Origin of the sequence: Nocardioides endophyticus (genome assembly GCF_039543845.1) — a bacterium.
Classification (GTDB): Bacteria; Actinomycetota; Actinomycetes; order Propionibacteriales; family Nocardioidaceae; genus Nocardioides; species Nocardioides endophyticus.
The window spans coordinates 101,218-124,617 of sequence record NZ_BAABKN010000015.1; the positions used below are offsets into that span (position 1 = coordinate 101,218).

27 protein-coding genes are annotated in these 23,400 nt (G+C 69.7%); 16 read left to right on the top strand and 11 right to left on the bottom strand.

Annotation, left to right across the window (positions count from 1 at the left end; genetic code table 11):
* Window positions 1-109: 109 nt before the first annotated feature.
* On the top strand, window positions 110-1,276 hold the full coding sequence (locus ABEA33_RS12965) for a nucleotide sugar dehydrogenase (protein WP_345527201.1): 1,167 nt from the start codon (window positions 110-112) through the stop codon (window positions 1,274-1,276).
* A 4-nt stretch (window positions 1,277-1,280) separates the two neighbouring features.
* Here ABEA33_RS12965 and ABEA33_RS12970 read toward each other — a convergent pair whose 3' ends face one another.
* Entirely contained in the window at window positions 1,281-2,276 is a 996-nt protein-coding gene (locus tag ABEA33_RS12970; protein ID WP_345527202.1) for a sulfite exporter TauE/SafE family protein, read from the bottom strand.
* Complete coding sequence (cysC, locus tag ABEA33_RS12975; protein ID WP_345527203.1) at window positions 2,273-4,075, bottom strand: adenylyl-sulfate kinase; 1,803 nt, start codon at window positions 4,073-4,075, stop codon at window positions 2,273-2,275. Before cysC ends, ABEA33_RS12970 begins: the two co-directional genes overlap by 4 nt.
* Window positions 4,076-4,114: 39 nt before the next feature.
* Here cysC and ABEA33_RS12980 point away from each other — a divergent pair, with 39 nt between their 5' ends.
* Together ABEA33_RS12980 and gmd (ABEA33_RS12985) are read left to right on the top strand one after the other, a co-directional pair.
* The gene (locus tag ABEA33_RS12980; protein ID WP_345527204.1) at window positions 4,115-5,089 is read left to right on the top strand and encodes an asparaginase; all 975 of its coding nucleotides are present in this window, start codon (window positions 4,115-4,117) and stop codon (window positions 5,087-5,089) included.
* A 65-nt stretch (window positions 5,090-5,154) separates the two neighbouring features.
* Window positions 5,155-6,180 (top strand): GDP-mannose 4,6-dehydratase, encoded by a 1,026-nt coding sequence (gene gmd, locus ABEA33_RS12985; protein ID WP_345527205.1) that lies wholly within the window; start codon window positions 5,155-5,157, stop codon window positions 6,178-6,180.
* Window positions 6,181-6,189: 9 nt separating this feature from the next.
* Here the strand turns inward: gmd (ABEA33_RS12985) and manA are convergent, their stop codons facing one another.
* Window positions 6,190-7,425 carry a mannose-6-phosphate isomerase, class I gene (manA, locus tag ABEA33_RS12990; protein WP_345527206.1) on the bottom strand — a complete coding sequence of 412 codons (1,236 nt, stop codon included), beginning with the start codon at window positions 7,423-7,425 and terminating at the stop codon, window positions 6,190-6,192.
* A gap of 171 nt (window positions 7,426-7,596) precedes the next feature.
* Here manA and ABEA33_RS12995 point away from each other — a divergent pair, with 171 nt between their 5' ends.
* The 3 genes from ABEA33_RS12995 to ABEA33_RS13005 all read left to right on the top strand — a co-directional run bounded on the left by ABEA33_RS12995 (window position 7,597) and on the right by ABEA33_RS13005 (window position 9,123).
* The gene (locus ABEA33_RS12995) at window positions 7,597-7,974 is read left to right on the top strand and encodes a helix-turn-helix domain-containing protein (protein ID WP_345527207.1); all 378 of its coding nucleotides are present in this window, start codon (window positions 7,597-7,599) and stop codon (window positions 7,972-7,974) included.
* A gap of 4 nt (window positions 7,975-7,978) precedes the next feature.
* Window positions 7,979-8,629 (top strand): hypothetical protein, encoded by a 651-nt coding sequence (locus tag ABEA33_RS13000; protein WP_345527208.1) that lies wholly within the window; start codon window positions 7,979-7,981, stop codon window positions 8,627-8,629.
* Window positions 8,630-8,832: 203 nt separating this feature from the next.
* Window positions 8,833-9,123 (top strand): DUF2516 family protein, encoded by a 291-nt coding sequence (locus tag ABEA33_RS13005; protein ID WP_345527503.1) that lies wholly within the window; start codon window positions 8,833-8,835, stop codon window positions 9,121-9,123.
* On the opposite strand, the gene ABEA33_RS13010 is transcribed toward ABEA33_RS13005, so the two are convergent.
* Complete coding sequence (locus tag ABEA33_RS13010) at window positions 9,107-10,495, bottom strand: sugar nucleotide-binding protein (protein WP_345527209.1); 1,389 nt, start codon at window positions 10,493-10,495, stop codon at window positions 9,107-9,109. The genes ABEA33_RS13005 and ABEA33_RS13010 overlap by 17 nt on opposite strands.
* The gene (gene rfbB / locus ABEA33_RS13015; RefSeq protein ID WP_345527210.1) at window positions 10,495-11,493 is read right to left on the bottom strand and encodes a dTDP-glucose 4,6-dehydratase; all 999 of its coding nucleotides are present in this window, start codon (window positions 11,491-11,493) and stop codon (window positions 10,495-10,497) included. Before rfbB ends, ABEA33_RS13010 begins: the two co-directional genes overlap by 1 nt.
* Before the next feature lie 84 nt (window positions 11,494-11,577).
* On the opposite strand from rfbB, the gene rfbA reads away from it, so the two are divergent.
* On the top strand, window positions 11,578-12,441 hold the full coding sequence (gene rfbA, locus ABEA33_RS13020) for a glucose-1-phosphate thymidylyltransferase RfbA (RefSeq protein WP_345527211.1): 864 nt from the start codon (window positions 11,578-11,580) through the stop codon (window positions 12,439-12,441).
* Here the strand turns inward: rfbA and ABEA33_RS13025 are convergent.
* From ABEA33_RS13025 to ABEA33_RS13035, 3 genes are read right to left on the bottom strand one after another with little or no spacing between them, the layout of a single operon-like run.
* Complete coding sequence (locus ABEA33_RS13025) at window positions 12,414-13,403, bottom strand: GDP-mannose 4,6-dehydratase (protein WP_345527212.1); 990 nt, start codon at window positions 13,401-13,403, stop codon at window positions 12,414-12,416. The genes rfbA and ABEA33_RS13025 overlap by 28 nt on opposite strands.
* Before the next feature lie 4 nt (window positions 13,404-13,407).
* Window positions 13,408-14,388, bottom strand: coding sequence for a GDP-mannose 4,6-dehydratase (gmd, locus tag ABEA33_RS13030; RefSeq protein WP_345527213.1), 981 nt, complete (start codon window positions 14,386-14,388; stop codon window positions 13,408-13,410).
* 46 nt (window positions 14,389-14,434) lie between these two features.
* Window positions 14,435-15,889, bottom strand: coding sequence for a sugar transferase (locus ABEA33_RS13035; RefSeq protein WP_345527214.1), 1,455 nt, complete (start codon window positions 15,887-15,889; stop codon window positions 14,435-14,437).
* Window positions 15,890-16,126: 237 nt separating this feature from the next.
* On the opposite strand from ABEA33_RS13035, the gene ABEA33_RS13040 reads away from it, so the two are divergent.
* On the top strand, window positions 16,127-16,279 hold the full coding sequence (locus ABEA33_RS13040) for a hypothetical protein (RefSeq protein ID WP_345527215.1): 153 nt from the start codon (window positions 16,127-16,129) through the stop codon (window positions 16,277-16,279).
* On the opposite strand, the gene ABEA33_RS13045 is transcribed toward ABEA33_RS13040, so the two are convergent.
* Complete coding sequence (locus tag ABEA33_RS13045) at window positions 16,258-16,428, bottom strand: hypothetical protein (protein ID WP_345527216.1); 171 nt, start codon at window positions 16,426-16,428, stop codon at window positions 16,258-16,260. The genes ABEA33_RS13040 and ABEA33_RS13045 overlap by 22 nt on opposite strands.
* Before the next feature lie 128 nt (window positions 16,429-16,556).
* On the opposite strand from ABEA33_RS13045, the gene ABEA33_RS13050 reads away from it, so the two are divergent.
* From ABEA33_RS13050 to galE, 4 genes are all read left to right on the top strand, one after another.
* Complete coding sequence (locus tag ABEA33_RS13050; protein WP_345527217.1) at window positions 16,557-16,916, top strand: ArsR/SmtB family transcription factor; 360 nt, start codon at window positions 16,557-16,559, stop codon at window positions 16,914-16,916.
* Entirely contained in the window at window positions 16,913-17,401 is a 489-nt protein-coding gene (locus ABEA33_RS13055) for an SRPBCC family protein (RefSeq protein ID WP_345527218.1), read from the top strand. Before ABEA33_RS13050 ends, ABEA33_RS13055 begins: the two co-directional genes overlap by 4 nt.
* Window positions 17,398-17,961: a TIGR03086 family metal-binding protein gene (locus ABEA33_RS13060; RefSeq protein ID WP_345527219.1), complete on the top strand. Its 564-nt coding sequence runs from the start codon at window positions 17,398-17,400 to the stop codon at window positions 17,959-17,961. Before ABEA33_RS13055 ends, ABEA33_RS13060 begins: the two co-directional genes overlap by 4 nt.
* 117 nt (window positions 17,962-18,078) lie before the next feature.
* Window positions 18,079-19,083, top strand: coding sequence for a UDP-glucose 4-epimerase GalE (gene galE / locus ABEA33_RS13065; RefSeq protein ID WP_345527220.1), 1,005 nt, complete (start codon window positions 18,079-18,081; stop codon window positions 19,081-19,083).
* On the opposite strand, the gene ABEA33_RS13070 is transcribed toward galE, so the two are convergent.
* Both ABEA33_RS13070 and ABEA33_RS13075 read right to left on the bottom strand, forming a co-directional pair.
* Window positions 19,074-19,727 (bottom strand): TetR/AcrR family transcriptional regulator, encoded by a 654-nt coding sequence (locus tag ABEA33_RS13070; RefSeq protein ID WP_345527221.1) that lies wholly within the window; start codon window positions 19,725-19,727, stop codon window positions 19,074-19,076. The two genes, galE and ABEA33_RS13070, sit on opposite strands and share 10 nt — an antisense overlap.
* Before the next feature lie 48 nt (window positions 19,728-19,775).
* Window positions 19,776-20,408 (bottom strand): TetR/AcrR family transcriptional regulator, encoded by a 633-nt coding sequence (locus tag ABEA33_RS13075; RefSeq protein ID WP_345527222.1) that lies wholly within the window; start codon window positions 20,406-20,408, stop codon window positions 19,776-19,778.
* 99 nt (window positions 20,409-20,507) lie between these two features.
* On the opposite strand from ABEA33_RS13075, the gene ABEA33_RS13080 reads away from it, so the two are divergent.
* The 4 genes from ABEA33_RS13080 to ABEA33_RS13095 are packed head-to-tail and all read left to right on the top strand — an operon-like array spanning window position 20,508 to window position 23,375.
* Window positions 20,508-21,395: a glucosyl-3-phosphoglycerate synthase gene (locus tag ABEA33_RS13080; protein ID WP_345527223.1), complete on the top strand. Its 888-nt coding sequence runs from the start codon at window positions 20,508-20,510 to the stop codon at window positions 21,393-21,395.
* The gene (gene folP / locus ABEA33_RS13085) at window positions 21,392-22,255 is read left to right on the top strand and encodes a dihydropteroate synthase (RefSeq protein WP_345527224.1); all 864 of its coding nucleotides are present in this window, start codon (window positions 21,392-21,394) and stop codon (window positions 22,253-22,255) included. Before ABEA33_RS13080 ends, folP begins: the two co-directional genes overlap by 4 nt.
* Window positions 22,252-22,776 (top strand): class III extradiol ring-cleavage dioxygenase family protein, encoded by a 525-nt coding sequence (locus ABEA33_RS13090; RefSeq protein ID WP_345527225.1) that lies wholly within the window; start codon window positions 22,252-22,254, stop codon window positions 22,774-22,776. The genes folP and ABEA33_RS13090 overlap by 4 nt, the downstream gene beginning before the upstream one ends.
* Complete coding sequence (locus tag ABEA33_RS13095) at window positions 22,773-23,375, top strand: dihydrofolate reductase family protein (RefSeq protein ID WP_345527226.1); 603 nt, start codon at window positions 22,773-22,775, stop codon at window positions 23,373-23,375. Before ABEA33_RS13090 ends, ABEA33_RS13095 begins: the two co-directional genes overlap by 4 nt.
* Window positions 23,376-23,400: the final 25 nt, after the last annotated feature.

The following is a 23,400-nucleotide window of genomic DNA, read 5'->3' on the forward strand; positions in this document are numbered from 1 at the left end:
CGGTTCCATCCCGGGCGAGCAGGGGGCACGGCACGAACCGCCTACCAAGATCAGGTGAACGTTCGGCGCACCCCGGCTACAGGCGTGTTTCGCGTCTTACCTTCACAACGTGAAGGTGGCCATTGCAGGGATCGGGTACGTCGGGCTGTCCAACGCCGTCATCCTCGCCCAACACCACGACGTCGTCGCCATCGACCTGGATCGCCGCCGGGTCGACCTGGTCAACCGCCGGGAGTCGCCCATCGAGGACCGGGAGCTGGAGGAGTACCTCAGCTGTCGTGCGCTGCGCCTCACCGCGACCCTCGACCAGACCGAGGCGTACGCAGGCGCGGAGCTGGTCGTGATCGCGACCCCGACCGACTACGACCCGCACACCAACAAGTTCGACACCTCGTCGGTCGAGGCCGTCATCCGCGACGTGATCGCGATCGCCCCGGGGGCGGCCATCGTCATCAAGTCCACCGTGCCGGTTGGTTTCACCGCGGAGATGCGCGAGGAGCATCCGGATGCCGAGATCCTCTTCAGCCCCGAGTTCCTCCGCGAGGGGCGGGCGCTCTACGACAACCTCCATCCGTCGCGGATCGTCGTCGGGGACCGTGGGGAGGCGGGGAAGGTCTTCGCCGAGCTGATGGTCGAAGGTGCCGTGGACAAGACGGTGCCGGTCCTGCTCACCGACTCGACCGAGGCAGAGGCGATCAAGCTCTTCTCCAACACCTACCTGGCTCTGCGGGTCGCCTACTTCAACGAGCTCGACACCTACGCGGCGACGTACGGTCTCGATCCCGTGCAGATCATCGAGGGCGTCGGCCTCGACCCGCGGATCGGCAACCACTACAACAACCCGAGCTTCGGGTACGGCGGCTACTGCCTGCCGAAGGACACCAAGCAGCTCCAGGCGAACTACCGGTACGTCCCGCAGAACCTGATCAGCGCGATCGTGGACGCCAACACCACCCGCAAGGACTTCATCGCCAACGACATCCTGCGTCGGCGCCCGAAGACGGTGGGTATCTACCGGCTGATCATGAAGGAGGGATCCGACAACTTCCGGATGTCATCGGTGCAGGGCGTGATGAAGCGGATCAAGGCTCGCGGTGTCGAGGTGGTCGTCTACGAGCCCAACCTCGAGGGTGACACCTTCTTCCGCTCCCGGGTGATCCGGGACCTCGACGAGTTCAAGCAGGCGGCGGACGTGATCGTCACGAACCGTCGCACCGACGTGCTGACGGACGTGGACCACAAGATCTACACGCGCGACATCTACGGCCGCGACTGACCCTCTACCTGGGAGGTGGTGGCGCGCCGTACTCGACCGCGTCGAGCTCGGTGACGGTCGGAGCGCCGAACATCGGCAGTCCCTGGGTCTTGCGGACCAGTCCCCAGATCAGCGGCACCAGTGCCAGCATCACCAGACCGATGACCCCGATCAGGATGGGGTGCGTCTCGTCCTTGCCGAGCGGAGCCCAACCCGACTTGTCCAGCAGAGCGACGCCGGACATCGTGAGCACGATGACGATGCCGCGTCGGATGATCGACTGCGGCACGCGCGGGGCGATCCGGCTGCCGATCATGGTGCCGGGGGTCGAGCCGATGACGAGCGGGATGAGGATCGACCAGTCGAGCCCGTTGATCGCGATGTTGGAGATCGCCGCGGCGAGCACCAGGGGGACTGCCTGGACGAGGTCGGTGCCGACCAGCTTCACGGCCGACAGGCCCGGGTAGAGCATCAGCAGGGCGATCATGATGACCGAGCCCGAGCCGACGCTGGTGATGCCGACGAGCAGTCCCCCCAGGGCGCCGACGAGCAGCGTCGGGATGGGGCGGATCGGTGGGTTGGGGTCAGCGTCCGGGTGGCCGCCGCGCACGCGCCGCAGGTTGATGTAGAGACGCAGGGCGTACGTCGAGGCCGCGAAGAGCAGGGCGAACCCGATGCAGGTCTTGAGGAGGGTGTCGAGAGACTCCGGCTCCTGACCCGCGATCTGGTGGATGATCCACGGCCCGAGCAGGGCCATCGGCACCGAGCCGACGATCAGCCACTTGGCCAGTCGGTAGTTCGGCGACCCCTCACGGGCGTGCACGGCCGCGCCGCCGGACTTGTAGATCGCCGCCGCGGTGAGGTCGGCGGTCACGACGGTCGCAGCGTCGCCCACGCCGAGGAAGATCAGTGCGGGAGTCATCAGGGCGCCACCGCCCATGCCCGTCAGGCCTACGATGACGCCGACGAAGAAGCCGGCGGCCAGGATCGAGAAGAACGTGGTCGTCAGGACATCGTTCACGCCGGCAGTCTCCTCGCGTCGGCCAGCGCCGGGACCACGACGCGCAGCAGCTCCTGCAGCTGGGTTGCGCAAGCCTGGGCGGCTTCGGGGCCGCGCCGATAGGGGTCGGGTACGTCGAGCGTCGGGTCGGCCGGTCCGCGGTGCTCCCCGGCGTACGAGATCAGGTCCCGGCCGCGCAGGTCGGTGGCGCGGGCTGCCTCGGCGAACTGCCCGAGCGTGAAGACCTTCCGGAAGTCGGCCGGGTGGTCGTCGAGGATGAACTGCCGGTGCGTGTGCTCCGCGGTCAGCACCAGATCGGCGTCGCGCAGCAGCGCCGCGGTCAGTGGCCTGCTCCGGAAGCTCTCGCGGTCGACGGCGTCGAGCAGCGCCGCCATCTCAGTGTCCATCGCGCTCTCGCGGAAACCGTGGGTGCCGGCGCTGCTGAACGTGATCTCGGCGTCCGGGCCGGCGACCTGTCGGGCGACCAGCTCCATGTACGGCGAGCGGCAGATGTTGGCGGTGCAGACGAAGAGGACGTTGAGGGGAGCGATGGGCTCGAGGCTCGTCGAGCTCGCACCGTTGGTCGAGCTTGTCGAGACCCCCGCGGCCCGGGCACCACCGTTCAGGTCCAGGTAGCCGGACTCCGCGAGCGCGTCGAGGACGTCCTCGAGGGCCTCCTCGATGGTGCGGCCGGTGGTGTCGACGCGGACGTCGGCGTCCTCCGGCTCCTCGTACGGAGACGAGATCCCGGTGAACTCGGGGATCTCTCCTCGACGCGCCTTCGCATACAGCCCCTTGCGGTCGCGCCGCTCGCACTCCTCGAGCGGCGTGGCGACGTGGACGAGGAAGAAGGCGCCGCCGGCGTCCTCGACCATCTCTCGCACCTGTTGCCGGGTTTCATCGAAGGGAGCGATCGGGCTGCAGACGGCCAGCCCGCCGTGCCGGGAGATCTCGGCGGCCACCCAGCCGATCCGCCGGATGTTGGTCTCGCGGTCCTGCTTCGAGAAGGTCAGGCCGGCCGAGAGGTGGCGGCGTACGACGTCGCCGTCGAGGCTCGTCACCGAGCGGGCGCCCTGCTCGAGGACCCGGTCCATCAGTGCCCGGGCCAGCGTCGACTTGCCGCTGCCGGACAGGCCTGTGAAGAAGAGGACGAGGCCCTGGTCGGCGGGCTCGGGGCGCTCCTGGTCGACGATGGCCTGGATCGTCGGCGGGCAGGGCGCGGTGGAGTCGGGGACGCCGATGACCGGGTCGGGGCCGGCGTAGTTGGCCACGACCTGCAGGCCGAGGGCATGGTCTGCCTCGCCGTCGTCGTGCGAGGCCAGGGGTACGGCGACGACCGCGGCGTCCGGCAGCAGGTCCGCCGCGGCCAGGGTGGCGCGGATCAGTCCGGTGGCCGGCAGGCCGGGGGTCCCGTGGCCGACCAGGGCGAGGAGCAGGACCGGTCCAGCGCCGGAGAGGACGGCGATCTCGTCCTCGGTGAGGGCGTCGACGACGGGGACGACGGTGCGCCCGGCGTACAGCTCCCGGGACCGGGCGGGCGACAGGTAGAGCCGGCGGAACGGGCCGTACTGCGCGTGGCTCAGCGGGGTGACGACACCGCCGGGGACGCCGACCCGTGCGAGGGGCAGTCCCTCCGGGTCCACCAGTTCGACGGCACCGGCCTCCTCGGCTGCGGTGGCGACCTCGGGCGGCAGCGTGAGCGTGACCGGGCTGCCCGGCTCGTCGAACGCTGCGGTCGGCGCGAGCGCCCCGGAGGCCAACAGCTCGAGGTCGTCGAGCTCACGCGGCGTCGGGCAGTACTGCGGGGCGGGCGTCGGCACGGCGCAATCCTGCCATCTCGCTGAAGTTAATCTGCACTCATGCCGAACCCCGTGGTCTCTGTGCCGGTCGTCGTTGCAGAGCTCGTCCGTTCCGGCTTCATCGAAGGACACCACTACGGCTCGGTGGTCGCGCTGGACCAGACCGGCGCCGTCGAATGGTCGGTCGGCAGCACCGAGCGGCCGATCCTCCCTCGGTCGAGCAACAAGCCGCTCCAGGCGGTGGGCATGGTCCGGCTCGGACTGGATCTGCCGCCCGAGCTCCTGGCTCTCGCATCCGCGTCCCACTCCGGCGAGCCGTTCCACCTCGACGGCGTACGCCGGATCCTCGCGTTGGCCGGGTTGTCCGAGGCCGCGCTCCAGACACCGCCGGACTATCCGCTCGAGGATGCCGAGTGGCATGCCGTCGTGGCCGCCGGCGGGCAGCGGACGCCGCTGCAGATGAACTGCTCGGGCAAGCACGCGGCGATGCTCGCCACCTGTGTCGTCAACGGCTGGGACACGAGCTCCTATCTCGACCCGGCGCATCCGCTCCAGCAGGCGATCCTGGCGACCGTCGAGGACCTGACGGGCGCGCCCGTGGCCGCGGAGGCCGTCGACGGTTGTGGCGCGCCGCTGCTGTCCGCCTCCTTGGTCGGACTCGCGGGCGCGTTCCGGCGCCTGGCCGTCGCTGAGGATGGTGCGGAGCGGCAGGTGGCCGAGGCGATCCGCGCCCACCCCGAGTGGGTCTCCGGCACCCGTCGCGACGAGCGCGCGCTGCTGGGCGCCATCCCGGGCGCCGTCGGCAAGGCCGGGGCCGAGGCGTGCTACGCCGTGGCGCTGCGGGACGGACGCGCGTTCGCACTCAAGGTCGACGACGGCGGCGCTCGCGCCCGGCCCGTCGTGATGGCGGCGGCGCTGCAGCGCTCCGGAGTCGACGCAGAGGCGGGTGTCGACGGCGACGCCGTACGCCGCACCGGTGACGCGCCGCTGCTCGGTGGGGGACGGCGAGTCGGCGAGATCCGCGCTGTGTTGTGAGCTCGACCACCGGCGGTGCGAGCGAAGCGAGCCTCGAAACCACCCGACTGTGACAGGATTTGGCGGTGACGAGACGTGCGCTGATCACCGGCATCACCGGCCAGGACGGGTCCTATCTCGCTGAGCTGCTGCTGGCGAAGGGCTACGAGGTGCACGGGCTGCGCCGTCGGTCCTCCACGTTCAACAGCGTGCGGATCGAGCACCTGTACCAAGACCCGCGCGACCCGGGCACCCGCCTGTTCCTCCACTACGCCGACCTCACGGATGAGTCCCGGCTGATCCGGCTCCTGCGCCGGATCCAGCCGGACGAGATCTACAACCTCGCCGGGCAGTCCCACGTGGGCGTCAGCTTCGACGAGCCGGAGTACACCGCGGACACGGTCGGGCTCGGTGCCGTGCGCCTCCTGGAGGCGATCCGGACGGCGGACCTCGACTGCCGCTACTACCAAGCGTCGAGCTCCGCGATGTACGGCACCGCGCCGGCGCCACAACGTGAGGACACGGCGTTCCGCCCGAGCTCGCCGTACGGCGCCGCCAAGCTCTACGCCCACAATGCGACCACCATCTATCGCGAGGGATACGGGATGTTCGCGGTGAGCGGCATCCTCTTCAACCACGAGTCCCCGCGACGCGGCGAGACGTTCGTGACCCGCAAGGTCAGCCGCGCTGTGGCGCGCATCCAGGCCGGCCTCGCCGACTACCTCTACATGGGCAACCTGGACGGCATCCGTGACTGGGGCTACGCGCCGGAGTACGTCGAGGGCATGTGGCGGATGCTGCAGGCTGACCAGCCGTCCGACTACGTGCTCGCGACCGGCAAGAGCTTCAGCGTGCGCGACTTCGTGATCGCGGCGTTCGAGCACGCAGGGCTGGACTGGGAGAAGCACGTCCGGACCGACGAGCGCTACCTGCGCCCCACCGAGCCGTCGGCGCAGATCGGCGACGCGAGCAAAGCCGGGCGCGAGCTCGGGTGGACGGCGCAGGTCTACGGCAAGCGGCTGGTGGAGATCATGGTCGACGCCGATGCCGCCGCCCTCGGGCACGAGGGCAAGCTCTGGGTGGACCGCCCACGCGACTGGCCCCCGGCCTGAGACGAGCCGTCAGCCGACGGGGACGCTCGCGACAGCGAGCGTGCCCTCGCCCTCGAGGGCGATCGCGCCGTCGGAGTGCGAGACGAAGAGCGTCTGTCCCCGGCGGAGCTCGTGGCGGGCGTGGGCAGACGTCACGACGAGCTCGCCCTCGAGGCACAGCAGCGTCCGCGGCCCCTCGGGCGGCAGCCGGTCCCCGGGCTCGCGCGCGATCGTGAGTGCGAACTCCGCGACCGGAGGCCGGTAGGTGAGCGTGTTGGAGCTGACGGCCGTCGGCTCCCAGAGCGGAGCGGGCATCGGGGTGAAGTTCGCGATGCGGAGCAGCTCGGGGACGTCGACGTGCTTCGGCGTCAGACCGGCGCGCACCACGTTGTCCGACGACGCCATGATCTCCACGCCGAAGCCTGAGCTGTAGGCGTGCACCACGCCCGCGTCGAGGAACATCGCCTCGCCCGGGGACAGGACGACATGGTTGAGGAGCAGGGTGACCAGTACGCCGGGGTCGGCGGGGTACTTGTGTGCGAGAGAGGCGGTCTGGGCGAAGAGCCGCGTGCTCTCCCGCTCGACGCTGGCCCGGTCGAGGTACATCCGGCCCGACGTGCGGAAGGCCTGGTGCCCGCGCTGCTCGGCAGCGGCCGCCGCCTCGGCGACCTCGCCCACGAGCTGCCGGAGACCGTCGCCGCTCTGGTCGAGGATCTCGCTCACCACGGAGTGCAGTGCCTGGTACGCCGGCGCGGTGTCCAGATCCTTGGCGACCCGATCGGCCCAGGGGTGCTCGAGCAGGCGCAGGATCTGCGCCGTCTTCTCCACGTCGCGGAAGCCGGCCATACCCTCGAACCGGGTGATCGCCACGATCATCTCCGGCTTGTGGAAGCAGTCCTGGTAGCTCCGCTCGGGAGAGCCCACCGCGATGCCGGCCTGGTTCTCGAGCTCGAAGCCGATCCGGGCGCGCTGGGAGGTGGGGTGGACCTGCAGTGAGAGCGGCTCCGCGGCCGCGAGAGCCTTGACCAGGTAGGGCAGCCGGGGTCCGAAGGTCTCGAGAGCGTGGTCGCCGAGCGTGCTCTCCGCGTGGTCGCGGATGTGGTCGTCGAGCCGGGTCCCGTCGGGCAGTCGGGCCGGGTCAGCAGGGTGGGCTCCCACCCACAGCTCCGCCTGAGGTCGGCCGTCGGCAGGGGTGCCGAGGAAGCGCGGGATCAGGTTCGTCGAACCCCACGCGTAGTCACGCGTCACACACGTCAGCTCCTCCACATCTCGATCGTAGGCCCGGTCGCACCCGCCGAGCGGCCGTTGTAGACCAGTCGTTGCCGACCCGTTCCGTCCTGTGTGCAAGCTGTTGCCAGCGCGTAACTCTGAGCACTGTGGAAGGACTCACACTCCCTGTGCTTGCAAGTGCTAGCAATTGCAAGCACAGTGGGAGACATGGCAATGGGCAAGGTCGGCAACGCCGTCGAGACTCTCGGTGACTACCTCCGGCAGCAGCGCGAAGGCGCACAGCTGTCGTTGCGTCAGCTCGCCGAGCAGGCCGGCGTCTCCAACCCGTACCTGAGCCAGATCGAGCGCGGGCTGCGCCGGCCGTCTGCACAGGTCCTGCAGCAGCTGGCCAAGGCGCTGCGCATCTCCGCCGAGCAGCTGTACGTGCGGGCGGGGATCGTCAGCCTCGAGGAAGGCATCGGCGGAGCCGTCGAGCTCGCCATCCTCGCCGACCCCGTGCTCACCGAGCGACAGAAGCAGTCGCTGCTCGACGTCTACGCGTCGTTCCTCGCCCTCAACGGGACGACGACCCAACCGAAGGAGTAACACCATGGCCAAGTTCGAACTGCCTGCATTTGATCTGCCGACCTTTGAGATCCCGACCGAGGCCGCGCGCCCGCTGTACGCCGGAGTCGGCGCGACCGACCTCGTGGTCGGCTTCGTCCGCGACGCCTTCGCCGACCTGCAGAAGCAGCTGGCCGACGTCCAGAAGGACGTGCAGGCCCGCTTCACGAGCATCGAGCTCGAGCCGAAGGCGCTGCGCGACCAGGCCATCACCGTCGTGACCACCCAGATCGACGCGCTCTCCAAGGACGCCAAGGCGCGTCGCGAGGCCATCGAGGCCCGCGTCGCCGAGCTGCAGACCGAGGCCAACTCGGCGTACGCCGATCTCGCCAAGCGCGGCGAGACCCTGGTCGGTCGGATCCGCACCCAGGAGTCGACGAAGGCGACCACCACCGCCGCGAAGACCACGACCGCCAAGGCGAAGACCACCAAGACGCAGGCCACCAACGCTGCGAGCAAGACCACCACAACCGCCAAGAAGTCGACGAAGTCGGCGGCCAAGAAGGCCACCTCGACGGCCAAGAAGACGTCGACCGCGCCGAAGAGCAGCGCGAAGGCGACCTCCACCGCTGCCAAGAAGACGGTGGCCGCGGCCGCGGAGGCGACCACCGACGCCGCCGCCAAGGTCGGCGACTGATCGTCCCTCCCGGTGGTCGAGCAGCGAAGGCGCCCCTGGCGCCTGAGTGGAGTCGAGACCCCCTTGAGTCCCTTGCAGGGCGGTGACTACGGTCGCCGCCCTGCGTGCTCTCCCCGGTTGAGACAGGACTCCGTCCTTCCTCAACCGGCGTGGGTCGGACTCGTCCCTCCGCGACGCCGGATCCACGTAGGCTGTGGCCCGTGATGACGGTCTTCGGTCTCGAGTCGGGCTTCATGCTGGTCGTGGAGCTGGTGCTGCTCGCCGTGAAGGTCTTCACCTTCGTCAACTCGTTGCTGTGGTCCTCGGAGTCCTACACGGCCGCCGGCAAGCTCACGAAGCCCGCGTGGTCGATCATCCTCGGACTCGGGCTGGCCGTGCAGGTCTTGATGCCCGGCGGGCCGATCAGCCTGCTCAACCTGGTCTTCACGATCGCGGCGTTCGTCTACCTCGCCGACGTGCGACCTGCGCTGTCCAACCTCACCCGGCGGCGCTGACGTACCTCTCCAGCGCGACCATGGCGTCCTCCGGGACGAACCCGGTCGCCTGGATCTTGGCCAGGCTCATCGCGCTGTTGAGCGGTCGCGGGGACGCCTCCGGCTTGTCGGCGAAGTACGCCGCCGTGGTCGTCGCGGTGACGTCGGACGCGTCGCGGCCGGCCAGCCGGTAGACCGCCTGCGCGATCTCCGCCCATGACATCACCGCTCCGCCGTTGCTGAGGTTGTAGGTACCGTGCTCGGCGCCCGTGTCGAGCAGGTGCCGGGTAGCGCGCGACAGCTCCGCGGTGAACGTCAGGCGCCCGGTCTGGTCGCCGACGACGCTGGGGGAGACGCCCTTGTCGGCGAGCGTCTTCATCGTCCGGACGAAGTTGTTGCCGTCGCCGATGACCCACGACGTACGCAGCAGGTAGTGGCGCGGGGCCGTCGCGACCGCGATGTCGCCGGCCGCCTTGGACTGGGCGTACACCCCCAGCGGCGAGACCGGCTCGTCCTCGGTGTGCTCGTCAGCCGTGCCGTCGAAGACGTACTCCGACGAGTAGTGCACGAGGGTGAAGCCGTGCTCGCGCGACAGGCCGGCGAGGGTTGCCGGTGCTCCGGCGTTCGCCGCCCACGCCGTGCGGCGCCCGTCAGGGGTCTCGGCTGCGTCGACCGCGGTGTAGGCGGCGGCGTTGAGCACCAACGCGTACTCGTGCCACGGCCAGGCCGCGACAGCCTCGGCGTCCGTCACGTCCAGCTCGTCCAGGTCGACCAGGTCCGAGCCCGGGAAGTCGACCTGCAGGGCGCGTCCGAGCTGGCCGCGGCAGCCGATGATCAGCGTCTTCTTCGGCGGCATCGGCGTCACCGCGTCGAGCCTGGGGTTGGCGAGGTCCTTGTCGGAGATCTCGGCCTCGGCGAGCGGGATCGGCCACGGGATCGCCGCGGTCGGGTCGGCGAGGTCGAGGGCGGGGTACGCCGTCGCCGGCCGCCAGTGCTCGTTGACCAGGTAGGAGTAGGTGACGCCGTCCTCGAGGGTCTGGTAGCTGTTGCCGACGCCGCGAGGCACGAAGACGGCAGTGGCCGGATCGAGCTCGACCGTGTGCACCGCACCGAAGGAGTCGCCCTCGCGCATGTCAACCCACGCGCCGAACGCGCGGCCGTTGGCGACCGATACGAACTTGTCCCACGGCTCGGTGTGGATGCCCCGGGTCGTCCCGCGCGTCGCGTTGAAGGACATGTTGTTCTGCACCGGCCCGAAGTCCGGCAGGCCGAGCGCGACCATCTTCTCGCGCTGCCAGTTCTCCTTGAACCAGCCACGGGCGTCCTCGCGCAGGTCGAGCCGCAACACGACCAGGCCGGGGATCGGGGTGGTCTCCAGGGAGGGGAGCCCCATCACTGGCCCTTCGCCGCGTACGACGCCTCGACGGCGTCCTTGTGCGGACGCCACCAGGCCTCGTTGGCGACGTACCAGTCGATCGTGGCCTGCAGGCCGGCGTCGAAGTCCTGGTACTGCGGCTGCCAGCCGAGCTCGTGGCGCAGCTTGCCGGACTCGATGGCGTAGCGGCGGTCATGGCCGGCGCGGTCGCGCACGAACTCGATGTCGTCCGCGCTGCGGCCGAAGTGGCGCAGGATCGCCTGCACGACCTCGAGATTGTTCTTCTCGCCGTCGGCGCCGATCAGGTAGGTCTCACCGATCCGGCCGCGCTCCAGGATCGCCAGCACGGCGGACGAGTGGTCCTCGGTGTGGATCCAGTCGCGGACGTTGAGGCCGTCGCCGTACACCCGCGGCCTGCGGCCGTCGATGACCTCGGTGATCTGGCGGGGGATGAACTTCTCGATGTGCTGCCAGGGCCCGTAGTTGTTGGAGCAGTTCGAGATCGTCGCCCGCACGCCGAAGGAGCGCACCCACGCCCGGACCAGGTGGTCCGAGCCGGCCTTCGAGGCGGAGTACGGCGAGGACGGGTTGTAGGGCGTGTCCTCGGTGAACCGCTTCAGGTCATCCAGCTCGAGGTCGCCGTAGACCTCGTCGGTGGAGACGTGGTGGAAGCGCTTGTCCTGCTTGCGGACGGCCTCGAGCAGCGTGAAGGTGCCGACGATGTTGGTGCGGATGAACGGGCCGGGGTCCTCGAGGCTGTTGTCGTTGTGCGACTCGGCCGCGTAGTGCACGACCGCGTCCACGCCGGCGACCAGCGGCTCCACGATCTCGGGCTCGGCGATGTCACCGACCACCAGCTCGACCCGGTCCGACGGCAGCCCGTCGAGGGACTCCCGCGTGGCGGCGTACGTCAGCTTGTCCAGCACGGTCACGTGGGCGTCGGTGTTGGCGACGACGTGGTGGACGAAGTTCGAGCCGATGAAGCCGGCTCCGCCGGTCACGAGGATGCGATCCATGGGTTGATCCTAGGAGTCGCACGCCATCACGTGTTTGCGGCTCCGGCACAAGTGACGCACGTCGCCACCGTAGGATCCGTGCCCATGCGCGGAATCATCCTGGCCGGTGGCACCGGTTCCCGGCTGCACCCCATCACCTTCGCGGTGAGCAAGCAGCTGATGCCGGTCTACGACAAGCCGATGATCTACTACCCGCTGTCGACGCTGATGCTCGCAGGGATCCGCGACGTCTTGGTCATCACGACCCCCCACGAGGCCGACCAGTTCGTGCGGCTGCTGGGTGACGGCAGCCAGTTCGGCATCTCGATCACGTACGCCGTGCAGCCGAGCCCCGATGGGCTCGCCCAGGCGTTCCTGATCGGCGAGGAGCACATCCAGGGCGGCAGCGCCGGTCTGGTGCTGGGCGACAACCTCTTCTACGGACCGGGTCTGGGCACCCAGCTGGCTCGCTTCAAGGAGCTGGACGGCGCCGCGGTGTTCGGCTACCGGGTCGCCGACCCCACGGCGTACGGCGTCGTGGAGTTCGACGACGAGGGCCGAGCGCTGTCGCTGGAAGAGAAGCCCGCGAAGCCGAAGAGCAGTTTCGCGGTCCCGGGCCTCTACTTCTACGACCAGACGGTCGCCGACCGGGCGAAGGCCCTGCAGCCGTCGGCGCGCGGCGAGCTCGAGATCACCGACCTCAACCGCACCTACCTCGACGAGGGCAATCTCCAGGTCGAGGTGCTCCCGCGGGGCGTGGCCTGGCTCGACACCGGCACCATCGACGACCTCAACGAGGCCGGCAACTACGTGCGAGCGATCGAGCACCGGCAGGGCACCAAGATCGGCTGTCCCGAGGAGGTTGCCTGGCGCCAGGGGTTCCTGAGCAACGAGGAGCTGGCGGCGCGAGCTGAGCCGCTGCTCAAGAGCGGCTACGGCACCTACTTGATGGGGCTGCTCGCCGACTGATCGTCGAGCGCGGCCAGGTCGGCCTCGACCATCCGCCCCACGATCTCGGAGAACGGCGTCGTGGGCTCCCAGCCGAGCAGCCGGCGGGCCCGCGACGCGTCGCCGACCAGCTCGGTGGCGTCGGCAGGCCGGACCAACGCCGCGTCCACCTCGATCCGATCCTCCCAGTCGGAGACGCCGGCGTGGGAGCAGGCGGCGGCCACGAAGTCGCGGACCGAGTGGCTGATCCCGGTCGCCACCACGAAGTCGGTCGCGTCGTCGGCGCGGGCGGCCCGCACCATCGCGTCCACGTAGTCGGGAGCCCAGCCCCAGTCGCGCCGGGCATCCAGGTTGCCGAGGGTGAACCTCTCCGCACGCCCGCGGGCGATCTCGGCGACGGCCGCCGTGATCTTGCGAGTCACGAAATGACGTTGGCGGCGAGGGGACTCGTGGTTGTAGAGGATGACGCCGACTGCGTGCAGGCCGCGCTGGCGGTAGACGTGGGCGCTCAGGTGCGCGAACGCCTTCGCGGCGCCGTACGGGTTGATCGGGCGGACCGTGGTGGTCTCGTCCTGCGGTGACCGGTCGGGCTCGCCGAAGATCTCCGCGCTGGAGGCCTGGACGAACCGCACCGACCGCCCGGACCGCTGCTGGGACCGCCACGCCGACTCCATCAACGCCGCCGCGGCCACGCCGTTGAGCCGGGCGGTCAGGTCCGGCTGCTCCCAGGACTGCGCGACCGAGCTCAGCGCGGCCAGGTTGTAGATCTCGTCGGGCGCAAGGTCGAGGACCAGGCGGCGTACGGCGTCGATGTCGGTCAGGTCGCCGGAGTGCAGCTCGACGCCCGGGGCGTCCGGCAACGGCTCGTGGACGTTGGCGAGCGCGTGCACCTCGACGCCGTCGGAGTTGAGCCGTTCGGCGAGGTAGCTGCCGTCCTGGCCGCTGATCCCCGTGATGAACGCGCGGCCTCCTCGCTGCGTCACCGGCTCACCAGCCCTGCCGGGTGGCAGCCAGGTCCGCGTCGACCATCATCGCGACGAGCTCTCGGAAGGACACCTTGGGCTTCCAGCCGAGCACGTCGCGCGCCTTGCTCGCGTCCCCGATCAGGTGGTCGACCTCGGCGGGGCGCATGAACCGCTCGTCCTGACGGACGTACGGCGCCCAGTCGTCGATGCCGACGTGGGCGAACGCCGCGTCGAGGAAGTCTCGGATCGAGTGGGTCTCCCCGGTCGCGACCACGTAGTCGTCGGCCTGTGGCTGCTGCAGCATCAGCCACATCGCCTCCACGTAGTCGCCGGCGAAGCCCCAGTCGCGCTCGGCGTCGAGATTGCCCAGGACCACGTGGTCCTGGATGCCCAGCTTGATCCGAGCGACGGCCTCACTGATCTTGCGGGTCACGAACTCGGGTCCTCGACGCGGCGACTCGTGGTTGAAGAGAATGCCCGAGGACGCGTGCATGCCGTACGACTCGCGGTAGTTGATCGTCATGTAGTGGCCGAAGACCTTGCTCACGCCGTACGGCGACCGCGGCCAGAGCAGGGTGCGCTCGTGCTGGGGCACCTCCTGCACCTTCCCGAACATCTCCGAGCTGGACGCCTGGTAGAAGCGGAGGCCATCGGGGGCGTCGCCTGCGTGCAGCCGGACCGCCTCGAGCATGTTGAGCACGCCCTTGGCGGTGACGTCGGTGGTCAGCGCCGCGTTCTCCCACGAGTAGGCGACGAACGAGACGGCGCCGAGGTTGTAGACCTCGTCGGGGTCGGAGTCGCGCAGCGCTCGGATCAGGCTCGACATGTCGGTGAGGTCACCGTTGTGCAGGCGTACGTCGGGCAGCAACTCCTCGACCAGGTCCCGCTTGGGGTTGTTCTGCCCCCGGATGACCCCGTGGACGTCGTACCCCTTGGCGAGCAGGAGCTCGGCCAGGTAGAGCCCGTCCTGGCCGGTGATCCCGGTGATGAGTGCGGTCGGCATGCCTGGGATTGTGCCGGACGCGTCCGTACGGCGGGACAGTACGGAGTCAGTAGGCGCCGCGGGAGCCGAAGACGGCGCCGACCGTGCGGCCCAGGATGGAGACATCCTGGACCAGCGACCAGTTGTCGACGTAGTAGAGGTCGAGCCGGATGGCTTCCTCGACGCTGAGCTCGCTGCGGCCGGAGACCTGCCACAACCCCGTCATGCCGGGTCGCACCCGGAGCCGGCGCGACATCGGTCCCTTGTACAGAGCAACCTCGCGGGCGACCTGCGGCCGCGGGCCGACCAGGCTCATGTCGCCGCGCAGGACGTTGAACAGCTGCGGGAGCTCGTCGACCGAGTATCGACGGATCCACTTGCCCGGCTTGGTGATGCGCGGGTCGTCCTTCATCTTGAACAGCAGAGCGCTCTGCCCGACGTCCACCTGCAGCTGGGCGATCAGCTCGTCGGCGTTCACGACCATGGTCCGGTACTTGAGGCAGGTGAACTCCTCGCCGCCCTTGCCGATGCGGGTTTGGCGGAAAAGGACCGGCCCGCGGTCGTAGAGCTTGATGCGCGCGGCGGCGAACAGGAAGAGCGGTGTGAACGCGATGATGAGCGCCAAGGACCCGACCACGTCGAAGGTGCGCTTGCCGATGCTCGACGCGTCCGTCGAGCGAGGCGGGTCGATGTGCATCAGCGGTAGGCCACCGACCGGCCGAACCCGGACCCGCTCGCTCGAGATGTCGCTGACGCTCGGCGCGACGACGACCTGGACCTCGTCCTTCTCCAAGTCCCAGGCGACCTGCCGGAGCTGCGCGGCGGACGTGAGGGCGCCGCCGGCGAAGAAGATGATGTCCGCATCCGAGTCGCGTACGACGGCAGTCACATCCTCGCAAGCGCCTACGACCGGCAGCCCCGAGCCCGTCTGGTCTCGAGTCTGGCCAGCGGGAAGTAGAGCGCCGACGACCTCGTAGCCGAGCCAGGGCTCGCGCCGCAACACCGCAGCGATCTCGTCCACGTGCACGTCTGAGCCAGCGATCAGGACGCGGTGCTGGAGATAGCCCTGCCGGCGGGCCCGGTGCATGGCCTGCCGCAGCACGAATCGACCTACGAGGAGTGCGGGCACACCTATGCCGAAGGCGAGCAGGAAGAAGCCCCGGGAGAGCTGGAACTTCGTGAGGTAGGAGGCCACGCCGACCAACCCGGCGGTCATCAGGCTGGCGTTGAACACGCGCTTGTACTCGTCGGTGCCGGCGCCGAAGACGTCGTTGCGGTAGCCGCCGAGGGCGGCGATCAGCACCAGCCAGCCGAGCAGCATGAGTGGGCCGGCGACTTGCAGCGTGGCCGTGACGTCAGAGGTGTTGTCGAAGACGTCGAGCCGGTTGCGGCCGAGGATCGCGAGCGCGAAGACACCGACCATCACCAGGAGGTCGAGGACCAGGGCCGAGACGGGGAGGTAGTGGAGCGCGCGACTAGGAGGTCCGAGAGTGCGTGTCCTCTTGACCGAAAGAAGCGTCATATCAGTCCCATGCAATGCCTCGAGCGTGTTGGTTTTCGCAGCGAAGCCCCCCGTGATTAGCCATGCTGAACTCTGCACGATGGATCGAGACTGTGCAGCCGAACAGTCGACAACCTTAGGTGGGATTTGTTACATCCAGTGCAAGGACGTGCGTCCGTGGGATGTCCGATGCCCGCCCTTGAAGACTGGTCGTGTGGCGGGTGTTTGTCAGACCGTGATCGTGGTCACACTGAGGTCATGACCGCTCTCGTGCTCGTAGCCCTCGGGGTCGCATTGTGGTGCCTGGTCCCGCTGCCCGTGGCCGTCGTCGTGGGGCGGGCCTTCCGGGCCGGCGAGACCGATGACGAGTTCGCCGGGACGGTCCGCGACTACGACGCCGTCGGGATGTGACTCGTCTCCACCCCGATGCTGTGCTCGTAGAGCGGCCACGCGCGCGAGTCCTCGGGGTGGAGGTCCATCGACGCGCACCACTCCTCGAACGGGGTGGCCAGCGACTCCGAGTCGTCGTCGGATGAGAACACCAGGATCATGCCGCTCACATCGGCGCCTTGCCTGAGGACCTGAGCGAACCCGCGCTCACCATTTGTGCAACCGATTGGTTGACAACCTCGTGAGACGATGGCAGGCTCGTCATTCAACCAATAGGTTGAATGACGAGGGAGATCGCGTGACCGACCAGCTGTCCCGGGCGTTCCAGGCCCTGGCCGACCCTACGAGGCGCGACCTGGTCGCCCGGCTCGCCGCTGATGGCGACGCGAGCGTGGGCGACCTGGCGGCGCCGTACGACGTGACCGTGCAGGCGGTCTCCAAGCACCTCAAGGTGCTCGAGGAGGCCGGGCTGGTGAGTCGTAGCCGAGACGCGCAGCGCCGGCCGGTCCACCTCGAGGCGGAGGTGCTCGACCTGATGACGAAGTGGATCGCGCGCTACCGGCAGCAGGTGGAGGAGCGGTTCAGTCGGCTCGACGCCGTACTGGCCGCCATGGACGAGAGCGACGACAACGACGAGGCGGAGGGAGCAGCATCATGAAGACGCAGAACCAGACCCAGATCGAGGCGGTGCCGGACCTGCCGGTCATCCGCATCATCCGCGAGTTCGAGGCGCCACCGGAGCGGGTCTTCCGTGCGTTCGTCGACCCGGAGCTCTTCGCCCAGTGGTGCGGCCCGCGCAGCATCGACACCACGGTCGACCGGTGGGACGCGCGGACGGGTGGGGAGTGGCGCTACACGGCGAGCCGCGCGGGTGACGACTTCACCATGGGGTTCTGGGGGTCGTTCCACGAGGTCCGTCCCGCGGAGCGGATCGTGCAGACCTGGGCGTTCGACGGCAACCCCGACGGCGTGAGCCTGGAGACCATGACGTTCGAGGAGCTCGACGGCGGCCGCTGCCGGGTGACCGCCCAGTCGGTGGTCGAGTCGATGGAGATCCGCGACCAGATGATGGCCAGCGGCATGGAGACCGGAGTCCTCGAGGGCTACGAGCAGCTCGACGAGCTCCTCGAGGGGGAGCGGTGACGACCCCGGCCGACCACCACCGCGAAGTGGCGGACGGCTTCACCCGACGTGTCGACGCGACGACCGACTGGGACGCCCCGGCGCCCGTGGACGGCTGGACGGCCCGCGACGTGGTCGGACATCTCGTCGACTGGTTCCCCGGCTTCCTGGAGGCCGGCACCGGCATCCGGCTCGCGGCGGGTCCGTCGGTGGACGACGATCCTGTCGCCGCCTGGCACGCACATGCGGCCGCGGTGCAGGGCCTGCTCGACGATCCGGCGTACGCCGGTCGGGTGCTGACCAACCCGCACATCGGCGACGTACCCGTGCCGGAGGCGGTCGACCGCTTCTACACGGCCGACGTCTTCATGCACACCTGGGACCTCGCCCGGGCGACCGGACAGGACGAGACGCTCGACGCCGAGACCTGCGCGGTGATGCTCGCCGGCATGGAGCCGATGGACGAGGTGCTCCGAGCCAGTGGTCAGTACGGCCCGCGTGTCGAGGTGGCGGCCGATGCCGACCCGCAGACGAAGCTGATCGGGTTCATCGGTCGCGACCCGGACTGGCGAGCGCCCTGACGCTGCTCGTCGGCTTTCGGAACCATCGCCGCCCGCCGCGGGTATTCGAGACGGTTGCCAGCGCGACCTCCTCGACCGCCGGGGACTCAACCACCGCGCCGCCGTAGGGTTGGGCGCATGAAGATCCTGGTGACCGGCGGCGCCGGCTATATCGGCTCGACGACGGCGAAGGCCCTGATCGAGGCCGGGCACACGCCCGTCATCCTCGACTCGTTGCTGACGGGGCCGCACGCGTTCGTGCGGGACCGGATCTTCTACGAGGGAGACATCGGCGACCGGTCCCTGGTCCGGCGCATCGTCGACGAGCACCCCGACCTCGACGCCACCATCCACATGGCCGCCCGGATCGTGGTGCCCGAGTCGGTCGAGAAGCCGTACGAGTACTACAAGGACAACGTCGCCAAGTCGCTGGAGCTCTTCGACGAGCTCAACGCCGTCGGCAAGCCGCGGGTGCTCTTCTCGTCGTCCGCATCGCTCTACGCCACGAAGGACAGCTTCGAGGTCACCGAGGAGGACCCGCTCGCGCCGCAGTCCCCGTACGCGCGGACGAAGGGAATGATGGAGCAGGTCCTGATCGACATGGCGGCCGCCACCGACCTGCGCGCGATCATCCTGCGCTACTTCAACCCGATCGGCTCCGACCCCGACCTGGAGTCCGGGATCTACGCCAAGGAGCCGTCGCACGTGCTCGGCCAGCTCGTGATGGCCGCCCGTGGGCAGAAGGACTCCTTCACCATCACCGGCACGGACCTGCCTACGCGCGACGGCACCGGCATCCGCGACTACATCCATGTCTGGGATCTCGCGCGCGCTCACGTGCGCGCGGTCGAGCGGTTCGACGACGTGCTCGCGCAGGTCGACGCGACCAGCGTCGTGATCAACGTCGGGACCGGGGAGGGGGTCACCGTGCGCGAGCTGATCTCCGCCTTCGAGGGTGTCTTCGGCCAGCAGGTCCCGACCGCCGAGGCGGCCGGGCGGCCGGGCGACGCGGTGGGCGCGTTCGCCAACGTCGACCGGGCGACCGAGCTCCTCGACTGGCGCGCCGGCCTGTCCCTCGACGACGCGATCGCGTCGGCCCTCGCCTGGGGCGAGAAGCGCCGGGAGATCCTCGGCTACGAGTGAGGTTCGCCGCTGGGAGAGGTGCGGCGTGCCTGCTCGGTGGCGATGCCGTCCAGCACCATCGCGACGACGAACGCGGCACGGGTCTCGATCGCGGCGTCGCCGTCCGTCCGGCCCTCGAGCCGCTCGGAGAGTGAGTTGACGATTGCGGCGCCGTAGATCGTCTCGGTGACGACGCCGAGCGGGAAGTCCTCGATCATCTCGCCACGCTCGACGGCTCGGAGACAGATCTGCTCGACCTGACGGCCGTGCACCTGGCTCACGGCCTCGGAGAAGTCGCCCAGGCGCTCCGGCGAGCTGGCGCAGTCGAAGGTCACCCGCATGGCCGCCCAGCCGCCAGAGCTGTGGAAGTGGCGCAGCATGTTGACGGCCAGCTGCTTCAGATCGCCCTCGAAACTGCCCGTGTCGACCGCGGTGAGCTCCATCCCTCGGTTGGTGACAGCGTTGGTGAGCAGCGCGTCCTTGTCGGCCCAGCGCAGATAGACCGTCGACTTGCCGACGCCGGCGCGGCGCGCGACGCCGTCCATGGTGAAGCCGGCCCAGCCGCGCTCGCCGTACTCGTCCAGGGCAGCGGTGAGGATCTTCTCCTCAGCACCAGGCGTGCGCGGCCGGCCGCGACCGCGCCGCGGCGCTTCCCCCGAAGTCATGCCGGTGATTGAAACATCAGACACCTGCCGTCGGAATGGCCCGAACGGCTATTTCTCGGCTGGGGGTCGACGGATCAGACCGTCGAGGACGACGTTCACGACGTCGGCCACCCGGGCGGTGAGCTCCTCCTCCTCGACCTGCCGGTGGTCGAGCCGACGGCCGAGCGCGAAGAACAGGCCGGCGCCGTAGATCAGGTCGGTGACGGACAACGGCGCCACGTCGCCGCTGAACTCGCCCCGGTCCCGCGCGCGCTGGAAGACCCCCTCGATGACCTCACGGTGCCGTCCGCTCAGCTCGCGGGTGAACTGACCGAGCGGCTGGCTCGCGCTCGCGGTGTCGATCAGCATCCGGAACCGCGCCCACCCCTCGGGGTCGGCGTACTCCCGGAAGGCCGCGGTCGCCAGGGCCGTCAGGTCGCCGTGCAGGGAGCCGGTGTCCACCTCGAGGATGACCCGGGTGCGCAGGCGCACGGCGTCAGTGAGCAAGGCGTCCTTGTCGGCCCAGCGCAGGTAGAGGGTGGACTTGCCGAAGCCGGCCCGGCGCGCGACGCCGTCCATGGTGAACCCGGCCCAGCCGTGCTCGGTGTACTCCTCGAGTGCGGCATGCAGGATCTTCTCCTCCGCACCCGGCGACCGTGGTCGGCCGCGGCCACGCCGCGGCTGCTCGTCGCTGGAAGTCATACTCGATCTAAACACCCGACAACTGCTGTCGGATATGACCCTGATGGTCAAATTTGCCCTTGGGTCGGTCCGTGGGCGCAGTCGTCTACTCTCGATCGCGTGCCCGACGCTGCCCTGCCTGCCGAGCTCGAGGGGTGGCTCCGGCGACACACGCACCACTGGGACGACTGGACCCTGGAGTCCCTGGTGGCGGCGAAGGGCGGTCGGGTGGTCAGCCTCGTCGTCCCGGCGCGCAACGAGGCCGCGACCGTCGGCGACGTAGTCACCCAGGTCCGCTCGGCACTGATGGACACCGTCGCGCTCGTCGACGAGATCGTGGTCATCGACTCCGACTCCACGGACGACACGTACGCCGTCGCGACCGACGCCGGCGCGACCGTGCACCGGTCCGCGGAGATCCGCCCCGACCTCGGCACTCGGCCGGGCAAGGGCGAGGCGATGTGGAAGTCACTGTTCGTCACCTCCGGGGAGCTCCTCGTCTTCATGGACGCCGACCTGGTCGACTGGGACACGCACTTCGTGCCGGGGCTGCTCGGCCCGCTGCTCACCGACTCGGCGGTCGAGCTGGTCAAGGGCTTCTACGAGCGCCCGATGCTCGACGGTGGCGTCGCCGTCCCCTTCGAGGGTGGTCGGGTCACCGAGCTGGTCGCCAGGCCGTTGATCCGGCTGCTCTTCCCGGAGCTGTCCGGGCTGCACCAGCCGCTGGCGGGGGAGTGGGCGGTGCGTCGGTCGCTCTTCGAGCAGCTGCACGTCCCGCACGAGTACGCCGTCGAGCTCGCCGCCCTCGTCGACACCCAGCGGGCCCGAGGTCTGGAGGCGATCGCGCAGGTCGACCTCGGCGTACGCGCCCACCGGCACCAGTCCCTGCGCGACCTGAGTGGCATGTCGACCCAGATCCTCGCTGCCGCCCTGGCCCGGGTCGGCGCCGGGCCCGCGATCGAGGAGCGCCCGCCTGCGCGGGACGCTGTGAAGGTGGAGCTGCGATGACGCTGCGGCTCGGGCGGCACTCCTTCGAGGACGAGGCGACGCTGATGATGGCGATCGTCAACCGCACCCCCGACTCCTTCTACGACCGGGGCGCGACCTGGGCCGAGGACAGCGCCTTCTCCCGCGTCGAGCTGGTGGTGTCGCAGGGTGCGGAGATCGTCGACATCGGCGGCATCAAGGCCGCTCCCGGCGTCGAGATCTCCGCGGCCGAGGAGATGTCCCGCGTCGTGGACTTCGTGGCCAGGGTGCGGGCGGCGTACCCCACCCTCGTGATCTCGGTCGACACGTGGCGCGCGTCGGTGGCCGCCGCGGTCTGCGCCGTCGGGGCCGACGTCATCAACGATGCCTGGGGCGGCGCCGACCCGGAGCTCGTCGATGCCGCGGCCGAGGGCGGCGCGGCCGTGATCTGCACCCACACCGGCGGCGTGACGCCCCGGACGCGGCCCTACCGGATCGAGTACGACGACGTGGTCGCCGCGGCGATCGCCGACACGGTCGCGTACGCCGAGCGGGCCGTCGCCGCTGGGGTGTCTCGGGAGTCCGTCGTGATCGACCCGGCTCACGACTTCGGCAAGAACACCTTCCACTCCCTCGAGGTCACTCGCCGACTCGGCGAGATGGTCGACACCGGCTATCCCGTGCTCGTCTCGCTGTCCAACAAGGACTTCGTCGGCGAGACTCTCGACCTGCCGGTGGGCGAGCGGCTCGTGGGCACGCTGGCCGCCACCGCGATCTGTGCCCTCGCCGGCGCCCGGATCTACCGCGTGCACGAGGTCGTCGAGACCCGCCAGGTCGTCGACATGGTCTCGTCGATCGCGGGCCGGCGCCCGCCCCGTCGCGCGATCCGGGGACTGCAGTGACGAGGGTGGTGCTGGTGCCGGGCGTGCTCGCGCTGCTGCCGGAGTACGCCGGCCTCGAGGACCCGGTCGCGGAGCTGCGAGCCGCCTGCCTTGGTGCGATCGCGTGGCTGGAGTCCGGCCCGGTCACCGTGCTCGCCGATCCGCAGGGGGCCCGGGTGGCCAAGGCGTTGCTCGAGGCTTGCGGTGGTTTCGAGGCTCAGGCACCAGGGCGCCTTCGCACCTCAACCAGCGGAGGGACCGCGGCGTCGTACCTCGTCGTCGGCAACGGCTCCGCCTGCCGGAGCGAGAGGGCGCCCGGGCACCTCGACGAACGGGCGGCGGCGTACGACGACGCGTTGCGAGCCGGGCTGGCGTCGAGTGACGTGAACGGGCTGGATCTCGACCTCGGGCGCAGCCTCTTGGCGTCACTCGACGGGATCGCCCGGCTGCCAGAAGTGCTGCCGGATGGCACGCCGGCGCAGATCGACTACGACGACGACCCGTTCGGGGTGCAGTACTGGGTGATGAGGTGGCAGGCGTGAGGGTGCTGGTCGGACCGCAGACCGACGACCTCCAGGAGCTGTACGCCGTGCCCGCCGACCGGCCGTGGCTCCGGGTCAACATGGTGAGCAGTGTCGACGGCGCCGCGACCGGCGACTCCGGGAAGAGCGGCTCGCTCAACAACGCCGCCGACAAGCGGGTCTTCGACCACCTCCGCTCGGTCGCGGACGTCATCGTGGTCGGCGCGGGCACGGCCCGGGCGGAGGGCTACCGGCCGACGGACCGCCCGATCGTGGTGGTCAGCCGAGGAGCCGAGCTTCCCGAGACTCTGCGCGGAGCCGCTCCGGGTTCGGTGGAGCTGTCATCGCTCGATGACCCGATCGCGTTCAGGCAGTCGTTGGTGGAGCGCGGGTGGACGAACATCCTGTGCGAGGGAGGCCCGTCGCTTCTCGGCACCCTGCTCGCCACCGGGGTCGTCGACGAGCTCTGCACGACGACGGTGCCGCTGCTGGTCGGCGGCGAGCATCCCCGGATCGTGGTGGGCCCGCAGGTCGACGTACCCCTGCGGCTGCACACGCTGCTGGAGTCCGACGGCACCCTGCTCGCGCGCTGGCTGGTCAATACCTCAACTTGGGGATGACGGCCGCGACTGCGAAATCTAGCGT